The sequence below is a fragment of the Yoonia sp. genome (genome assembly GCF_036770585.1).
Classification (GTDB): Bacteria; Pseudomonadota; Alphaproteobacteria; order Rhodobacterales; family Rhodobacteraceae; genus Yoonia.
On the sequence record NZ_DAIPIW010000041.1, the window covers coordinates 4,687 to 22,330 of the forward strand.

Consider the following 17,644-nt stretch of genomic DNA (forward strand, 5'->3'; position numbering starts at 1 on the left):
CCGTCGCGGGGGCCGACCTCGTGGATGCGGACGACCTCAGCCATCCGACGCATCCGGTGCGAGGGCCGCGACCAGATCACCCGCCGCGACCTGCTGGCCCGCCCTCACGGCGACCGTCGCCAGCACCCCGTCGCGGGGTGCGCGCAGGACATGTTCCATCTTCATCGCCTCCAGCACCACCAGCCGATCCCCCGCCGCGACCGCCTGCCCCGCCGTCACCGCGACCGAGGCGACAAGGCCGGGCATCGGGGCCAGAACGGTATCCCCGCCGCGTTCGTCGGTGGCCCGTTCCAATGGATCAACCAGCGTGAATGTCTGACAAGTCGCACCGAAAACCGTGACCTTGCCCGCATGGCGGATCGCGGGCGCGCCCCAGTCCGTGCCGCGACGGCGCAGAGGAATTGTCTCTTGCCCCAGCGCGACCTCGACCTCATCCGCCGACACAACCCAGAGCGTCGCATCATACCGCTGCCCCCCCTGCGTCAAGGCGATCCGCCGCGCCAGCGGTGACCAGAGCGTGAATCCCGCCAGCGCCCCATCCGGCACATCGGCCGCCACAACGGCCGCAATCGCGATATCCCGCGGGCTCGGCGGCGCATCCTGCATCAGCGCCGCGCCTCGCGCCGCGATCAGCCCGGTGTCGAAATCGCCCGCCAGAAAGCCCTTGTCCCGCACCAGACGGCGCAGAAAGCCAAGGTTCGTGACCGTCCCCGCCACTTGCGTGGCATCCAGCGCCGCCGCCATCCCGCGCAGCGCCGCCGCGCGGTTGGCACCATGGACCGTCAGCTTGGCGATCATCGGGTCATACCAGGGCGAGACCTCATCCCCCGCCCTGACGCCCGTGTCGATGCGCGCGGTATCGGGAAAGACCAGATGATCGATCCGCCCCGTGGCGGGCAGAAAGCCTGCGGGCACATCCTCGGCATAAAGCCGCGCCTCGACCGCGTGGCCGGTGATCGCAAGGTCCTTCTGGCGCAGGGGCAGCGCCTCGCCCGCCGCAACGCGCAACTGCCATTCCACCAGATCGAGGCCGGTGATCGCCTCGGTCACGGGGTGTTCGACCTGCAGCCGCGTGTTCATCTCCATGAACCAGAAACCATCGGGGTGCAGACCCCCGGCACCATCGACAATGAACTCGACCGTGCCCGCCCCGGCGTAACCGATGGCTTTGGCCGCGCGCACCGCCGCATCGCCCATGGCCGCGCGGACCGCCGTTGTCATGCCCGGCGCGGGGGCTTCCTCGATCACCTTCTGATGGCGCCGCTGCAGCGAGCAGTCGCGTTCGAACAGATGCACGGCATCATGCCCGTCACCGAAAACCTGCACCTCGATATGGCGGGGGCTTGCGATGTATTTCTCGATCAGCACGGCAGGATTGCCGAAGGCGGTCCGCGCCTCTGCCTGCGCCGAGGCAAGGGCATCCGCGAAATCGGAAGGCTGCGCCACCAGACGCATCCCCTTGCCGCCGCCGCCCGCCACGGCCTTGATCAGAACCGGATAGCCGGTCTCTGCCGCGCGCGCGGCCAGAAAGTCCGGCTCTTGCCGCGCGCCGTGATAGCCCGGCACGACAGGCACACCCGCCTGCGCCATCAGTGCCTTGGCGGCATCCTTCAGGCCCATGGCACGGATGGCATCCGCCGATGGGCCGATGAACACCAGCCCCGCCTTTTCCACCTCGGCCACGAAGTCCGGGTTCTCGGACAGAAAGCCGTAGCCCGGATGGATCGCCTGCGCGCCTGTTGCCAGCGCCGCCGCGATGATCAGATCACCGCGCAGGTAGCTGTCCGCCACCGGTGCAGGCCCCAGACGCACCGATTCATCCGCCAGCGCGACATGAAGCGCGCGGGCGTCCGCGTCCGAGTAGACCGCCACCGTCCGCACCCCCAAAGCGCGGGCCGTCCGGATCACACGGCAGGCGATTTCGCCACGGTTCGCGATCAGGATCTTGTCAAACATGGCAGGTGCCCCGCCGACAAAAGCGCCGACGTTTTGCCGACGTTGCGCCGACCCGATGCCGACACCGGATTTCGCCCGCCTTTCTCACATGCGGAACACGCCGAAGCGTGTCTCTTCGATGGGCGCATTCAGGGCCGCCGCAAGCGACAGCGCGAGCACCGCGCGCGACTTGCGCGGGTCGATGATCCCGTCATCCCAGAGCCGGGCGCTGGCATAAAGCGGATGCGATTGTGCGGCGAACATATCGATGGTGGGCTGCTTGAAGGCGGCCTCTTCCGCGGGCGACCACTGACCGCCCTTGCGTTCGATGGCCTCGCGCCTGACCGTCGCCAGCACGCCCGCCGCCTGTTCCCCGCCCATCACGGAAATCCGGGACGTCGGCCAAGACCACATGAATTGCGGGCTGTAAGCCCTTCCCGCCATGCCATAATTTCCGGCCCCGAAGGAGCCGCCGACGACCATCGTGATCTTCGGGACCTTCGTCGTGGCGACCGCTGTCACCATCTTGGCCCCGTGCCGCGCGATGCCCTCGTTCTCGTATTTCTGGCCCACCATGAAGCCGGTGATGTTCTGCAGAAAGACCAGCGGGATCTTGCGCTGGCTGCAAAGCTCGATGAAATGCGCGCCCTTCTGCGCGCTTTCGGAAAACAGCACCCCGTTGTTGGCCACGATCCCGCAGGGCCAGCCGTCGATATGGGCAAAGCCGCAAACCAGCGTCTCGCCGAAGCGCGCCTTGAATTCATCAAATCTCGACCCATCCACGATCCGCGCGATCACCTGCCTGATGTCATAAGGCGTGCGCAGATCAGCGGGGATCACATCGAACAATGTGTCGGGATCAAATGCCGGAGGTTCGGACGGTAAGCGACTGACAGATATCGCCTCTTGCAAGGCACAGGATGCGACCGCCTGCCGTGCGAGCGCCAGCGCATGGGCGTCATCCTCGGCCAGATAGTCGGCCACGCCGGACAGGCGCGTGTGCACATCACCCCCGCCCAGCGCCTCTGCCGAGACCACCTCGCCCGTCGCCGCCCTGACCAAGGGGGGACCCGCCAGAAAGATCGTGCCTTGCTCGCGCACGATGATCGCCACATCCGCCATCGCCGGCACATAGGCACCGCCCGCCGTGCAGGAGCCCATGACCACGGCAATCTGCGGGATACCCTTGGCGGACATCTGCGCCTGATTGTAGAAGATGCGGCCAAAGTGGTCGCGGTCGGGGAAAACCTCGTCCTGATTGGGCAGGTTCGCACCGCCGCTATCCACCAGATAGACGCAAGGCAGATGACAGGCTTCGGCGATCTCTTGTGCGCGCAGGTGTTTCTTGACCGTCATCGGGTAGTAGGTGCCACCCTTGACGGTCGCATCGTTGCAAACGACCATCACCTGCTGGCCATGCACCCGCCCGACACCGGCGACGACACCGGCGCAGGGGGCCGCGCCGTCATACATGCCATGCGCCGCCGTCGCGCCGATTTCCAAAAACGGACTGCCGGGGTCGAGCAGGTTGGCGACCCGGTCGCGCGGCAGCATCTTGCCCCGCGACATATGGCGGTCGCGCGCAACCTCACCCCCGCCCGCGGCGGCATGGGCCGCAGCGGCGGCGACCTCGGCCAGCGCGGCCTCGTGTCGGGCGCGGTCGGTCACGCGCTTGGCCCCTGCGGTGCGGGCAGCGCCTCGCCCCTTGGACCGACATGGTAGGTGGTCACCAGCCCCGAAGGATGGGCGCAGGTGACGATCATGCGGATCGCCTCATCGGGGTGGCTGGTGGCCGCGCAATCAGTCGGCTGCGCCCCTTCCGGTGCCATGGCGAGATAGGCCGCCGCGTAGCGGTTGATGATCTCGGTTTCAGAGGGCAATTGCCCGCGCAGCCAGCCCAGATAGGCGGCATAGGCGACCAGCCCGGCAAGCGGCAGGAAATAGAGCCAGCGCATCATTCCCGCCCGCAATAGGCCGCGAAGTCCCCGCCGGACGCCGAAAGGCAGGCCTGCCGGACCGAGAATTCAAGCTCCAGCGCGATCAGGGCCGTTTCGCGCATCATGCAGGTGGCCATCGTGTCCGGCGCAGCCTCGCCGCCCTGCCCGCCCGCTGCACGCAACTGACACTCCAGCGGCACGTTCGCGGTGGCGGTGCGCGGGTTGGCGACCGATTGCTGCACCGAGGCGGCCACATCATCGCTGTCGGCAACCCATGCCTGCAAGCCGTAATAGGTGCGCGCGATGCGCCACTCCCAATAGGCTTGCTCGGCTGCGGCGCAGACCACTGTATCCCCTTCGCAAAACGCGACGGACCGCCCGATACAGTCGCGCGCGGCGCGGCTGACAAGGGCGTTGGGGCCAAGGGCGACCTGTTCGAGGATGCAGGCGTGGACCTCGTCAGTGCCCGGCATGGGCGGCGCGCCGAAGTCCTGCGCGAAGGCGGCGGCGGGCCACAGACAGGCAAGGATAAACCAGCGCATCACATCGCCCCCATCATCTCGCGCCCGATCAGCATCCGGCGGATTTCCGATGTGCCCGCCCCGATCTCCATCAGCTTGGCATCGCGGAAGAGCCGCGCGACAGGCGCGTCGCTCAGAAAGCCCGCACCGCCCATCGCCTGCACGGCCTGATGGGCCTGTTTCATCGCCTCTTCGCTGGCATAAAGACAGCAGGCGGCGGCATCCTGACGGGTGACCGTGCCGCGATCACAGGCCCGCGCGACCTCGTAGACATAGGCGCGCGCGGAATTCATCGCCGTATACATATCCGCGATCTTGCCCTGCATCAGTTGGAAATTGCCGATCGGTTCGCCGAACTGCTTGCGGGTGCTGACATAGGGCATGACCGCGTCCAGACAGGCGGCCATGATGCCAAGGCCGATGCCCGCCAGCACGACGCGCTCATAATCGAGACCCGACATCAACACGCGCACACCTTTGCCTTCCTCGCCCAGCACGTTCTCGAAGGGCACGGCGACGTCGTCGAAGACCAGTTCGCCCGTGTTCGACCCGCGCATCCCCAGCTTGTCGAAATGCGGCGAGCTGCTGAAGCCTTTCAACTCTTTCTCGATCAGGAAGGCGGTGATCCCCTTCGATCCGGCCTCGGGATCGGTCTTGGCGTAGACGACAAGCGTATCCGCATCCGGCCCGTTGGTGATCCAGTATTTGTTGCCGTTCAGGCGGTAGTGATCGTTCCGCCTTTCGGCCCGCAGCGTCATCGAGACGACATCGGACCCCGCCCCCGCCTCGGACATCGCAAGTGCTCCGACATGTTCACCGGACATCAGACGCGGCAGGTATTTCGCCTTCTGCGCGTCCGTCCCGTTCAGCTTGATCTGGTTGACGCAAAGGTTCGAATGCGCCCCATACGACAGCGCGACCGAGGCACTGGCCCGCGCGATTTCCTCGATCGCGACGGTATGGGCGAGATAGGACATGCCCGCCCCGCCATGATCCTCGCCGACCGTGACGCCCAGCAAGCCAAGATCGCCCATCTCGCGCCAGAGCGGCGCCGGAAAGACATTCGCGCGGTCGATGTCGGCTGCCATCGGTTTCACGCGGGTCTGCGCCCAGTCATGCACCATGGCGCGCAGGGCATTCACATCCTCGCCAAGGTCGAACTGCATAGAGGCGTGGAACATGGCTTGCTCCGGTTAATTGAACGCTTGTTCAAATAATAGGCCCGTCCGCCGCCGACTGTCGAGTCCTTTTTGCGCAGGCGCCCTAGCCGATCAGCCGGTCGACAACGGCGTCAAGCTCGTCATAGTGGTCGATCGTCGCCTCGGCCCCCAGCGCCAAGACCGCCTCGCGCCCCGGGCCAAAGGTGACCAGCACCGACGGCACGCCCGCATTGCGCGAGGTATCGCGGTCGGTCACCGTGTCGCCCACCAGAAGCGAGCGCGCGGGATCACCGCCTGCGCGGCTGACGGCCTCGAAATGATGCGCGGGGTCGGGCTTGCGCACCGGCAGGGTATCCGCCCCGATCAGCGACCCGAAGGCATCGCGCACCCCAAGGCTGGTCATCAACTGTTCGGCCAGCCGTTCCGGTTTGTTGGTGGCGATGCCGACCACATAATCCCTGGCCAGAAGCCGTTCCACCGCATCCATCGCGCCGGGATAAAGCACTGTATGCCTGTCGATGGCCAGCGCATAGGCGGCAAGCAGGACCGGATACTGCCGGTCGATCTCGTCCGCGCCATATCCTTCGACCCGCGAAAAGCCCAAGGTCAGCATCGCCCGCCCGCCGCGCAGGGCGGTGGCGGCATCCCGCGCGGGGTCCAGCAGATCGCCCAGCCCCAGCCCGCGAAAGCAATGGTTGGCGGCGGCGATCAGATCGCCGCTGGTATCGGCCAAAGTCCCGTCCAGATCGAAGATTACCGCCGGTTTCATCGCAGCCCCCTGTTCTTGCGCTTTGGACCCTGATGTAACGGGCTGTAAAGTGATGTGAAGCCCCTGCCCTTGTGATCGCGCAAAAGCAGGGTAGAAGTCGGCTCAAGAACGCATAACGAGGCAGCAATGGCAACCGCACTGATCATTCTTGGCGCAGGGATGGGCACCCGCATGAATTCGGACCTGCCCAAGGTGCTGCACCCGATTGCGGGCGCGCCGATGCTGGTGCATGCGATGAAATCGGGCATGGCCCTTGCGCCGGAACGGACCGTCATCGTCGCAGGCCAAGGGGCCAAGGCGGTCGAGACCGCCGCAAGGGATCACGACCCCGAGGTGCAGATCGTCGTCCAGACCGAACAGCTTGGGACCGCCCATGCGGTCGCACAGGCCAGCGACGCCCTGTCGGGCTTTACCGGCGATGCGATTGTCCTTTACGGCGACACGCCCTTCATCCGGCCCGAAACGCTTCAGGCCATGGCCGCCGCCCGTGCCCGTCACGATATCGTGGTGCTGGGATTTCAGGCCGCCGATCCCGGCCGCTACGGGCGGCTGATCATGGCGGGCGACAAGCTGAACCGCATTGTCGAATTCAAGGATGCCACCAAGACCGAACGCGCCGTCAGCTTGTGCAACAGCGGTGTCGTCGCAGCCGATGCCCAGACGCTGTTCGATCTGGTCGCGGCGGTCGGCAACGACAATGCGGCGGGCGAATACTACCTGACGGACATCGTGGGCATCGCCACGGCGCGCGGGCTTTCCGCAACCGTCGTCACCTGTGACGAGGCCGAGACGCTCGGCATCAACTCCCGCGCGGAACTGGCCGCGGCCGAGGCGCTGTTTCAGGCGCAGGCCCGCAAGGCCGCGATGGCCGATGGTGTCACCCTGACTGCGCCCGAAACCGTCTACTTCGCCCATGACACGGTGATCGGGCGCGACAGCACCGTCGAACCCAACGTCGTCTTCGGGCCCGGCGTCACCATCGAAAGCGGGGCCATGATCCGCGCGTTTTCGCATCTCGAAGGCTGCCATGTCTCACGCGGCGCGGTCGTCGGCCCCTTTGCCCGCCTGCGCCCCGGCGCGGAACTGGCCGAGAACGTCAAGGTCGGCAACTTCGTCGAGATCAAGAACGCCGTGCTGGATGAGGGCGCGAAGGTGAACCACCTGTCCTATATCGGCGATGCCGCGGTCGGGGCGCAGGCCAATATCGGCGCAGGCACCATCACCTGCAATTATGACGGCGTCTTCAAGCATCACACCACCATCGGGGCCGCGGCCTTTATCGGATCGAACACCATGCTTGTGGCCCCCGTGACCATTGGCAAGGGGGCCATGACCGGCAGCGGTTCGGTCATCACCCGCGACGTAGGCGCAGGCGATCTGGCGGTCGCAAGGGCGAAGCAGGACAACAAGGCGGGCTTCGCCGCAAGGTTCTTCGCCAAGCTGCGCGCGCAAAAGAACAAGGGGGCCTAGGCAATGTGCGGAATCATCGGCGTGCTCAGCGATCACGAAGCCGCCCCCCTGCTGGTCGAGGCGCTCAAGCGGCTGGAATATCGCGGTTATGACAGTGCGGGCATCGCCACGATCAACGAAGGCAAGCTCGACCGCCGCCGTGCCGTCGGCAAGCTGGTGAACCTGTCCGATAGGCTGGTCCACACCCCGCTGGCCGGCAAATCCGGCATCGGCCATACCCGCTGGGCCACCCATGGCGCCCCGAACGAAGGCAACGCCCACCCCCACCGCGCAGGCCGCGTCGCGGTCGTGCACAACGGCATCATCGAGAATTTCCGCGAGCTGCGCGCCTATCTGGCCGAGAACGGCATCGGCTTCGAAACCGACACCGACACCGAAACCGTGGCGCTTCTGGCCAACCATTACCTCGACCAGGGGCACTCTCCTGTTCAGGCCGCCGAAAAGACCATCGCCCGTCTGGAAGGGGCCTATGCGCTGTGCTTCCTCTTCGAAGGCGAGGCCGATCTGCTGATCGCCGCCCGCAAGGGATCACCGCTGGCCATCGGCTATGGGCAGGGCGAGATGTTCGTGGGCTCTGACGCCATCGCGCTGGCCCCCATGACCGACCGGATCAGCTATCTCGAAGAGGGCGACTGGGCCGTCGTCACCCGCGCATCCGTCACGGTCCGCGATGCCAACGGCGCGCTGGCCAACCGCGAGGTCCGCACGATCCATCTGGACAACGCCCGCGTCGACAAGGCCGGCTACAAGCACTTCATGGCCAAGGAAATCGCCGAACAGCCCGTGGTGCTGCAAGGCGCGCTGGCCCATTACATCACGCCCGACGGGACCGCTGTGTCCCTGCCCGCCCCCGGGATCGACTTTGCAGGCATCGAACGGATGACCCTCGTGGCCTGCGGCACGGCCTATTACGCCTGCCTTGTGGCCAAATACTGGTTCGAGCAATTCGCCCGCATCCCCGTCGAGGTCGATGTGGCCTCGGAATTCCGCTACCGCGAACCGCCCGTTTCGCCGGGCACCGTCGCGCTCTTCGTCAGCCAGTCGGGCGAGACCGCCGATACGCTGGCCGCCTTGCGCTACATGACCGGCAAGGCCGATCAGATCGTCTCGGTCGTCAATGTGCCCGAAAGCAGCATCGCGCGCGAAAGCGACCTGCCGCTGCCCATTCTTGCGGGCATCGAAATCGGTGTGGCCTCGACCAAGGCCTTCAGCTGCCAACTGACGACACTCGCCATCCTCGCGCTGCATGCGGCCCATCTGCGCGGGCATCTGAATGACGCGGGCCTTGCAGAAAAGCTTGCCGCCTTGCGCAGCCTGCCGGGGTTGCTCAATCAGGCGCTGGGGATCGAGGAAAAGTCCCGGGCACTCTCGCGCAAACTGGCCGAGGCGCGCGACATCCTGTTTCTGGGCCGTGGCGCGATGTATCCTCTGGCCCTTGAAGGCGCGCTGAAACTCAAGGAAATCAGCTACATCCACGCCGAGGCTTATGCGTCAGGCGAACTCAAGCACGGCCCGATCGCGCTGGTCGACAAACATGTGCCGGTGATCGTCATGGCCCCGCGCGATGCGCTCTTCGACAAGACCGTGTCCAACATGCAAGAGGTCATGGCCCGTGGCGGCAAGGTCTTGCTGATCACCGACCGGCAAGGGGCAAGGGAAGCGGGCGAAGGTGTCTGGGAAACCCTGGTCATGCCAGAGGTCGATCCCTTCCTCGCCCCGATCCTCTATGCGGTGCCTGCGCAATTGCTGGCCTATCACACGGCGGTCGCCAAGGGCACGGATGTGGACCAGCCGCGTAATCTGGCGAAATCCGTCACCGTGGAATAAGGCACGACGCGCCCGGGCGCTGCCCGATAACCGGACCAGACTGCTCATTATTGGCCCATAAATATCCCCGCCGGAGGCATCCCGACATCGCCTGACCGTCAGCCGTTCGCGGCTGTCACCGAAAGCGGCACGATTGCTGTCAGCGGCGCCTCCAGCAGGCGCATGGCGGCAAGACTGATCTGGCTGCCTGATCCCGCTGCGCCACCCGACGGGCGCAATTCGATGTTGATCGTGCGGCCCTGATAGCTGACCTTTCCCTGCTGCACTCGGGTGACCAGCGGGGTTTTCAGCCAGATGCCGGGCTCGGCCGGCGAGCCCAGCGTGGCCAGCGTCGTGCCGAGCGCCTGATCCGCCGCCGTGGCCAGCACGGCCACCGCCTCGGCCCGATCGGACGCCGATGTGGTGTCGAAATCCGCCACCGTGCGCGCGGTCTGCGGCGGCGGGGGTGGTGGCGCTGCGGCAAGCGTTTGCGCCGGGGCCACGCCCGGGTCCGGCACGTCTTGTCCGGACACCTCTTGCAAGAAAGGTGTCTCGCAGGCGGACAGCGCCAGAAGCGCGGTGAGCATGGCAAATCGCATGACTCCAAGCTATGCGCCGCAACCGGTCCTGACAATGCCGGTCTGATCACTTGCGCGGCGCGGCGCGCATGTTAGGTGTTGTGTATGACCGCACCATTGATCGATCCGTTCCACCGCGCCATTTCCTATCTGCGGGTCTCCGTCACCGACCGCTGCGATTTCCGCTGCGTCTATTGCATGTCGGAAAACATGACCTTTTTGCCCAAGAAGGAATTGCTCACGCTGGAAGAACTGGACCGCATGTGTTCGGCCTTCGTCCGTCTGGGCGTGCGCAAGCTGCGCATCACCGGGGGCGAGCCATTGGTCCGGCGCGAGATCATGACCTTCTTTCGCGCCATGTCGCGGCATCTGCAGACCGGCGCGCTGGACGAACTGACGCTGACCACCAACGGCAGCCAGCTTGCGAAATTCGCCGAAGATCTGGCCGATGCGGGCGTGCGGCGAATCAATGTCTCGCTTGATACGCTGGATCAGGACAAATTCGCTCGCATCACCCGCTGGGGCCGCCTGCCGCAGGTGATGAAGGGCATCGATGCCGCGCAAAAGGCGGGGCTGCGGGTCAAGATCAATACCGTCGCACTCAAGGGCTTCAACGAGGATGAGTTGCACCGTCTGACCGACTGGTGCGCCGAGCGCGACATGGACCTGACCTTCATCGAGGTGATGCCGATGGGCGATATCGGCAACGAGGACCGGATCGGCCAGTATTGGTCCCTGAACGACCTGCGCGCCCGGCTGGCGGAACGATCCCCCCTGACCGACCTGCCCGACCGCACGGGGGGACCCGCCCGCTATGTCCGCATGGAAAGCACCGGCCAGAAGATCGGCTTCATCACGCCGCTGTCCCATAATTTCTGCGAAAGCTGCAACCGCGTGCGGATCACCTGCACCGGCGAGATCTACACCTGTCTGGGTCAGGAAGGCCATTCCGACCTGCGCGCGCCATTGCGGGCCTCTGAATCCGACGCGATGCTGGACGACGCGATCCGTGCGGCGATTGCATTGAAGCCCAAGGGGCATGATTTCGACTATTCCCGCCAGCAGGTCGACGGGCAGGTCAGCCGTCACATGTCCCACACGGGGGGATAAATCCGCGCGACGTCAGGCCGCCGGCATCCGCTGCTCGACGATCTCGGCCCACCACGAACAGCCCGCAGGGATCGTGTCGTCGTTGAAGTTGTAGGCCGGGTGGTGGACCATCGCGGTGTCGCCGTTGCCGACGAGGATATAGGCCCCGGGGCGTTCTTCCAGCATGAAGGCGAAATCCTCGCCGCCCATGACCAGCGGCGCCTCTGCGCAATCGCCCGATACCGCCCTTGCGACGGCGGCGGCGAATGCGGTCTGTTCGTCGTGGTTCACCATGACCGGATAGCCGCGATGATACTTGACCTCGGCCTTCGCCCCGAAGGTTGCCGCTGTCCCCTCGCAGATCGCCTTGAGACGAGCCTCGGCCATATCGCGCATCTCTTTGGACATGGTCCGCACGGTGCCCTTCAGATGCACACGCTGGGCGATCACGTTGAAGGCCTTGGACGAGCTTTCGATCGACGTGACCGAGACCACGATCTGGTCCACCGGATCGGCATTGCGGCTGACGATGGATTGCAGCGCGGTGACGGTATGGGCTGCAACAAGCGTGGAATCCACCGTTTCCTGCGGTTTGGCCGCATGGCCGCCCTTGCCTTCGATGGTGATCTCGAACTGGTCGGTTGCGGCAAAGAAGGCACCGGGCCGGATCGCGAAACTGCCCACGGGACGACCGGGCCAGTTGTGCATGCCGTAGACTTCCTGAATGCCCCAGCGGTCCATCATGCCGTCTTCGCACATCTCACGGCCACCGCCGCCGCCTTCTTCGGCGGGCTGGAAGATCACGACGACGGTCCCGTCGAAATTGCGCGTCTCGGCCAGATACTTCGCCGCCCCCAGCAACATCGCGGTATGCCCGTCATGGCCGCAGGCATGCATCGCACCATCGGTTTTCGAGGCATAGTCCAGCCCCGTCTGTTCATGGATCGGCAGCGCATCCATGTCGGCGCGCAGCCCGATGACCTTGCCCGAGGTATCGGACTTGCCCTTGATGACCCCGACCACACCGGTGCGCCCGATGCCGGTCACCACCTCGTCACAGCCGAAAGCCTGCAGCTTTTCGGCGACGAGGGCGGAGGTGCGGTGCGTCTCGAACAGGATCTCGGGGTGTTCGTGCAGGTCGCGGCGCCATGCGGTGATTTCAGGCAGCAGTTCGGCAAAGCGGTTCTTGACGGGCATCGGGGATTCTCCATTTTTCCCGCTGATACTTGGCCTAAGCGCAAAGATTGTCCACCAGCCGCGCGATAAATGCCTCGCCCTGCCGGAACTGATCGACGGTGATGTATTCGTTGGGCTGGTGCGCCTGCGCGATATCGCCGGGGCCGCAGATCACGGCGGAATAGCCGCGCTCCTGAAACTGGCCCGCCTCGGTGCCGTAGCTGACCACATGGCGCGCGTTCTCGCCGGTCAGCTGTCGCGCCAGCGCCTCGGCGCGGCCGGCAACTTCGGGCACAAGCCCGGGCACGTGGAAATATTGCTCGGCGGTGATTCCCGCTTCGGGGCGGACCTGCTTCATCTCGGCCTCGAGCTCGGTCAGTTTGGCCTGAAAGCGCGCCTGCCATTCGCCGATATCCTCGCCCGGGACGATGCGGAAGTCGAAGCCGAAATGGCAGTCCCTGGCGGTGATGTTATGTGCCGTCCCCCCTTGGATCGTGCCCACATGCAGCGTGGTGTAGGGCGGCACGAAGTCGGCGGCCAGTTCCGTCACGGGTTTCGCCGCATTCTCGGCATTCACCTCGTTCGCCCAGTTGATCAGCTTGGCGGCCATCATGATCGCGCTGACGCCGGTGGGGGCAAGCGAGGAATGCACCTCGAAGCCGCGGAAATGCATCTTGTAGCCGATCCCGCCCTTGTGGCCGGTGACGATCTTCATCATCGAAGGTTCGCCCACGATCACGGTATCGGCGCGGGGCAGGCCATGGCTGACCATGTGATCGATCATCGGCGGGGCACCGGTGCAGCCGACCTCTTCGTCATAGCTGAGCGCGATCTGCAACGGCCGCTTGATGCCCCGTTCCAGCGCCAGCGGCACCGCCGACAAGGCCAGCGCATCAAAGCCCTTCATGTCGCAGGTCCCGCGACCGTAAAGCCGCCCTTGACGTTCGGTCACCGTGAAGGGGTCGGTGTCCCATGCCTGCCCGTCGACGGGCACGACATCGGTATGACCGGACAGCACCACGCCCCCATCGACCTGCGGTCCGACATGGGCGTAAAGGGCCGCCTTGGTGCCATCCTCGTTGGGGACACGGGTCGCCGAGACGCCGTATCCGGCAAGGTAATCCTCAACAAAATCAATCAGTTTCAGATTGCTGTCGCGGCTGACCGTGGGAAAGCCGACCAGCTTGTCCATCAGCATCCTTGCCTGTGTCGTCATCTGCTTTCCCCTGGTCCCTGCCGCCGTCCTGTTGCCCCATCAATAGGCATCCGGCCGCTACTGCCCAGTTTCGCGGCACATCCCCGCCGCTGCAATGTGGAATCGGCTTGCGTGGTGGAATTTTGCTGTTAGCGTAAAACATATGTGACGGACCTCGGCAGAAGGTTCCGCGCAAAAGAACAACAAAAAGAACCGCTTGGGGGGTTCCTCTATGCCCGATGGGGCCTTGCCCGTCCTGGATGTCCGGGACCTCAAAACCGTTTTCAGAACGCGCGGTGGCGAAGTCCACGCAGTCAACGACGTCAGCTTTTCGCTGCGTCCGGGGGAACTGCTGGGCGTCGTCGGCGAAAGCGGATCGGGCAAGTCGGTGACGATGATGTCGCTCTTGGGTCTGTTGCCCTCGCCGCCCGCCGATGTGCGCAATGGCGTGGTCCGTTTCGACGGCAAGGACCTGCTGCGCGTCTCGCCCCAGGATCTGCGCAAGGTCCGTGGCGGCCAGATCGGCTTTGTGTTTCAGGATCCGATGACCTCGCTCAATCCGGTCTTTTCGGTGGGCTTCCAACTGATGGAGCCGCTGCGCAAGCACATGGGGATGTCCAAGCGGCAGGCCGCGACACGGGCGCAAGAGCTGCTGGAACTGGTCGGCATCCCTGACGCCCGCCGCCGCCTTGACGACTATCCACACCAGTTTTCCGGCGGCATGCGCCAGCGCGTGATGATCGCGATTGCGCTGGCCTGCGACCCCAAGGTGCTGATCGCGGACGAGCCGACAACGGCGCTGGATGTGACGATACAGGCGCAGATTCTGGAACTGATGAAAGAGTTGCGCGAAAAGCTGGGCATGGCGGTGATCTGGATCACCCATGACCTTGGCGTGATCGCGGGGATCGCCGACCGCGTCATGGTCATGTATGGCGGTCAGGTGGTCGAACATGCCCCCGTGCGCGAGTTGTTCGGCAACCCGCAGCATCCCTATACGCGCGCGCTGCTGAAGACGATCCCGACGATCCACGGCGCGCGCGCCAAGCGTCTGACGATCATCGAGGGCCAGCCCCCGATCCTGGGTGCCGCGCCCACATCCTGCCCGTTCCGCGACCGCTGCGACGTGGCCTTCGACCGCTGCGCGGCCGAAAACCCGCCGCGCTATGATCTGGGTCATGGCCATGATGCGGCCTGTTTCTTCGATGCACGAACAGGGGCGCCGCGCGATGCTTGACGATACCCGAAAACCGCTTGTCTCGGTGCGTGACCTCAAGATGCACTTCCCGATCTATGCGGGGCTGTTCCGCAGGCGGGTCGGCGAGGTGAAGGCGGTGGATGGCGTCAGCTTCGATGTGTATGAGGGCGAAACGCTTGGTCTTGTCGGCGAATCCGGTTGCGGCAAGTCCACCTGCGGGCGGGCCGTCCTGCGGCTTTATGATATCACCGATGGCTCGATCCGGATCGACGGCAAAGAGATCGGCGCGACCCCGCAAACCGCCCTGCGCCCGATGCGCCCGACCATGCAGATGGTGTTTCAGGACCCGCAGGCCAGTCTGAACCCGCGCATGACGGTCGAGGATATCATCAAGGAACCGCTGGACGAACATACGAAACTGTCAGAGGCCGAAAAGCGCGAGAAGGTCGGCGCCTTGATGGACGCGGTGGGCCTGAACCGCAGGTTCGCGAAACGCTATCCGCAGGCGTTTTCGGGCGGCCAGCGGCAGCGGATCGGCATTGCCCGCGCGCTGGCGCTGAACCCCAAGTTCATCGTCTGCGACGAACCGATCGCGGCGCTGGATGTGTCCATTCAGGCGCAGGTGGTGAACCTGCTGGAAGACCTGCAGGAACAATTCGGGCTGACCTATCTGTTCATCAGCCACGACCTGTCGATGGTCCGCCATATCGCCACCCGTGTGGCGGTGATGTATCTTGGAAAGGTGGTCGAGCTTGCCCCGCGCGAGGCGCTCTATGCCGACCCGCTGCATCCCTACACCAAGGCGTTGCTTTCGGCTGTTCCCGAACCCGACCCCAGCCTTGCGCGCACGTCAGGGCGGATCATCCTGCAAGGCGATGTGCCCTCGCCCTCCAATCCGCCGAAAGGCTGCAACTTCTGCACCCGCTGTCCTGCCGTGATGGACATATGCAAGCAGGAAGAACCCCAATACCGTGAGGTCAAGCCCGGTCACTTCACCGCCTGCCACCTCTTCAACGGAACCAATGACACCGCCGGAAACACGGCGGGGCACGAGGCTCAAGAGCTAACCAACAAGGAGAAGATATCATGAAACTCAAAACAGCCCTGATGGGTGCTGTCGCGACTTTCGCCGTAGCGCAGATGGCTTACGCCGATGCGCATGAAGGCGAACGCGGACGCGACGGCCAGCTGAACATCATCTACTGGCAGGCCCCGTCGATCCTGAACCCGTTCCTGTCGGGCGGCACCAAGGATATCGAGGCCGCCTCGTTGATCCTCGAACCGCTGGCACGCTATGACGAGACCGGCACGCTGGTGCCCTTTCTGGCCGAAGGGATCCCGACCGTCGAGAACGGTGGCGTCTCCGAAGACCTGACCAGCATCACATGGCGGCTGAAAGAGGGCCTGCTGTGGTCCGACGGCACCCCCGTCACCGCAGCCGACGCTGTCTTCACGGCCGAATACTGCATGCACCCCGAAGGCGGTTGCGCGCAGTTGTCTAAGTACAACGGTGTCACCAACGTCGAGGCGCTGGACGATCTGACCGTCAAGATCACCTTCGGCGCCCCGCAGCCGAACCCCTACGGCCCGATGGTCGGCGGCCAGTCCCCGATCCTTCAGGCAGCACAATTCGCCGACTGCCTTGGCGCGCGTGCCCCTGAATGCACAGACGCCAACTTCGGCCCGATCGGCACCGGTCCCTTCGTCGTGACGGATTTCCGCACCAACGACGTGATCCAGCTGGTGGCGAACGACAACTACCGCGATCCGAACAAACCGGCCTTCGCCACTGTCACGTTCAAGGGTGGCGGTGACGCCGCAGCCGCTGGCCGTGCCGTGCTGGAAACCGGCGAGTTCGACTATGCCTGGAACCTGCAACTTGCCCCCGACGTGATCTCGTCGATGGCGGCTGCCGGCATGGGGACGCCCGTGTCCGCCTTCGGCACATTGGTCGAACGCATCGAGATGAACCTGACCAACCCCTCGCCATCCCTGCCCGAGGGCGAGCGGTCAACCGCGCTGCATCCGCATCCGTTCCTGTCGGATGAATCGGTCCGCCGCGCGCTGTCCATGGCGATTGACCGCGACCTGCTGGTCGAGGTTGGCTATGGTCAGGCCGGTCGCCCGACCTGTAACCTTGTCCCGGGACCCGAGCTTTACGCCTCCGACAACACCGATTGTCTGGTGCAGGACATTGCAGGCGCAAACGCGCTTCTTGACGCCGCAGGCTGGGTCGACAGCAACGGCAATGGCATCCGCGACAAGGACGGTGTTGAACTGCGTATCCTTTACCAGACCTCGACAAACGCCGTGCGTCAGGACTTTCAGGCCCTGATCAAGGAATGGTGGTCGGAAATCGGTGTCGAGACAGAGCTGCGCAATATCGACGCCTCGGTCTTCTTCGGCGGTGATCCGGGCTCGCCCGACACCTTCGAAAAGTTCTATGCCGATGTTGAAATGTATGCCAACAACTTCGACGGCACCGACCCGCAGGCCTATCTCGCGGCCCATACCTGTGACAAGGCCCCACGGCCTGAAACACAGTGGCAGGGCGAAAACATCAACCGTTTCTGCGATCCCGAGTATGACGCGCTTGTCGCCGAACTCCAGCAGACTGCCGAGCTTGAAAAGCGTGGCGAGATTGCACGCCGGTTGAACGACATGCTGACCAAGGACAGCATGGTCATCGTGCCGCTGGTGGACCGTGGCCGTGTATCGGCCCATGCCAACTCGCTCGGTGGTGTTGTCCTGAACACATGGGACAGCGAGCTTTGGAACATTGCCGACTGGTACCGGATCGGCGACAACCG

Annotated in this window: 15 protein-coding genes; 6 read left to right on the forward strand and 9 right to left on the reverse strand. The window is 64.8% G+C overall.

Translation table 11 applies throughout. The features are described 5' to 3' along the window. Positions 1-36: 36 nt before the first annotated feature. The 6 genes from V7N12_RS08865 to V7N12_RS08890 all read right to left on the reverse strand — a co-directional run bounded on the left by V7N12_RS08865 (position 37) and on the right by V7N12_RS08890 (position 6,322). Positions 37-1,956 carry an acetyl/propionyl/methylcrotonyl-CoA carboxylase subunit alpha gene (locus V7N12_RS08865; protein ID WP_333714126.1) on the reverse strand — a complete coding sequence of 640 codons (1,920 nt, stop codon included), beginning with the start codon at positions 1,954-1,956 and terminating at the stop codon, positions 37-39. Between the two features lie 84 nt (positions 1,957-2,040). Continuing rightward, entirely contained in the window at positions 2,041-3,603 is a 1,563-nt protein-coding gene (locus V7N12_RS08870; protein WP_333714127.1) for a carboxyl transferase domain-containing protein, read from the reverse strand. Continuing rightward, positions 3,600-3,890 (reverse strand): hypothetical protein, encoded by a 291-nt coding sequence (locus V7N12_RS08875; RefSeq protein WP_333714128.1) that lies wholly within the window; start codon positions 3,888-3,890, stop codon positions 3,600-3,602. The genes V7N12_RS08870 and V7N12_RS08875 overlap by 4 nt, the downstream gene beginning before the upstream one ends. Beyond that, positions 3,890-4,414, reverse strand: coding sequence for a hypothetical protein (locus V7N12_RS08880; RefSeq protein WP_333714130.1), 525 nt, complete (start codon positions 4,412-4,414; stop codon positions 3,890-3,892). Before V7N12_RS08880 ends, V7N12_RS08875 begins: the two co-directional genes overlap by 1 nt. Then, on the reverse strand, positions 4,414-5,574 hold the full coding sequence (locus V7N12_RS08885; RefSeq protein WP_333714132.1) for an acyl-CoA dehydrogenase family protein: 1,161 nt from the start codon (positions 5,572-5,574) through the stop codon (positions 4,414-4,416). The genes V7N12_RS08880 and V7N12_RS08885 overlap by 1 nt, the downstream gene beginning before the upstream one ends. 82 nt (positions 5,575-5,656) lie before the next feature. After that, on the reverse strand, positions 5,657-6,322 hold the full coding sequence (locus tag V7N12_RS08890; protein WP_333714134.1) for an HAD hydrolase-like protein: 666 nt from the start codon (positions 6,320-6,322) through the stop codon (positions 5,657-5,659). Between the two features lie 126 nt (positions 6,323-6,448). On the opposite strand from V7N12_RS08890, the gene glmU reads away from it, so the two are divergent. Both glmU and glmS read left to right on the forward strand, forming a co-directional pair. Beyond that, positions 6,449-7,792 (forward strand): bifunctional UDP-N-acetylglucosamine diphosphorylase/glucosamine-1-phosphate N-acetyltransferase GlmU, encoded by a 1,344-nt coding sequence (glmU, locus tag V7N12_RS08895; protein ID WP_333714135.1) that lies wholly within the window; start codon positions 6,449-6,451, stop codon positions 7,790-7,792. Positions 7,793-7,795: 3 nt separating this feature from the next. Beyond that, positions 7,796-9,619 (forward strand): glutamine--fructose-6-phosphate transaminase (isomerizing), encoded by a 1,824-nt coding sequence (gene glmS, locus V7N12_RS08900; protein ID WP_333714137.1) that lies wholly within the window; start codon positions 7,796-7,798, stop codon positions 9,617-9,619. 98 nt (positions 9,620-9,717) lie between these two features. On the opposite strand, the gene V7N12_RS08905 is transcribed toward glmS, so the two are convergent. Further along, positions 9,718-10,185: a D-galactarate dehydratase gene (locus V7N12_RS08905; RefSeq protein WP_333714139.1), complete on the reverse strand. Its 468-nt coding sequence runs from the start codon at positions 10,183-10,185 to the stop codon at positions 9,718-9,720. A gap of 96 nt (positions 10,186-10,281) precedes the next feature. Between V7N12_RS08905 and moaA the strand changes: the two genes are divergently transcribed. Continuing rightward, positions 10,282-11,286, forward strand: a complete 1,005-nt coding sequence (gene moaA / locus V7N12_RS08910) for a GTP 3',8-cyclase MoaA (RefSeq protein WP_333714141.1) — start codon at positions 10,282-10,284, stop codon at positions 11,284-11,286. Positions 11,287-11,298: 12 nt separating this feature from the next. On the opposite strand, the gene V7N12_RS08915 is transcribed toward moaA, so the two are convergent. Both V7N12_RS08915 and argE read right to left on the reverse strand, forming a co-directional pair. Continuing rightward, complete coding sequence (locus tag V7N12_RS08915; protein WP_333714143.1) at positions 11,299-12,462, reverse strand: M20 aminoacylase family protein; 1,164 nt, start codon at positions 12,460-12,462, stop codon at positions 11,299-11,301. A 34-nt stretch (positions 12,463-12,496) separates the two neighbouring features. Further along, a complete protein-coding gene (gene argE / locus V7N12_RS08920; protein WP_333714144.1) occupies positions 12,497-13,657 on the reverse strand; it encodes an acetylornithine deacetylase in 1,161 nt (386 codons plus the stop codon). Between the two features lie 211 nt (positions 13,658-13,868). Here argE and V7N12_RS08925 point away from each other — a divergent pair, with 211 nt between their 5' ends. From V7N12_RS08925 to V7N12_RS08935, 3 genes are all read left to right on the forward strand, one after another. Next, positions 13,869-14,873: an ABC transporter ATP-binding protein gene (locus tag V7N12_RS08925; RefSeq protein ID WP_333714145.1), complete on the forward strand. Its 1,005-nt coding sequence runs from the start codon at positions 13,869-13,871 to the stop codon at positions 14,871-14,873. Further along, complete coding sequence (locus V7N12_RS08930; protein WP_333714146.1) at positions 14,866-15,924, forward strand: ABC transporter ATP-binding protein; 1,059 nt, start codon at positions 14,866-14,868, stop codon at positions 15,922-15,924. The genes V7N12_RS08925 and V7N12_RS08930 overlap by 8 nt, the downstream gene beginning before the upstream one ends. Further along, the coding region (locus V7N12_RS08935; RefSeq protein ID WP_333714148.1) for a peptide ABC transporter substrate-binding protein at positions 15,921-17,644 on the forward strand (1,724 nt) is incomplete at its 3' end. The genes V7N12_RS08930 and V7N12_RS08935, both read left to right, overlap by 4 nt.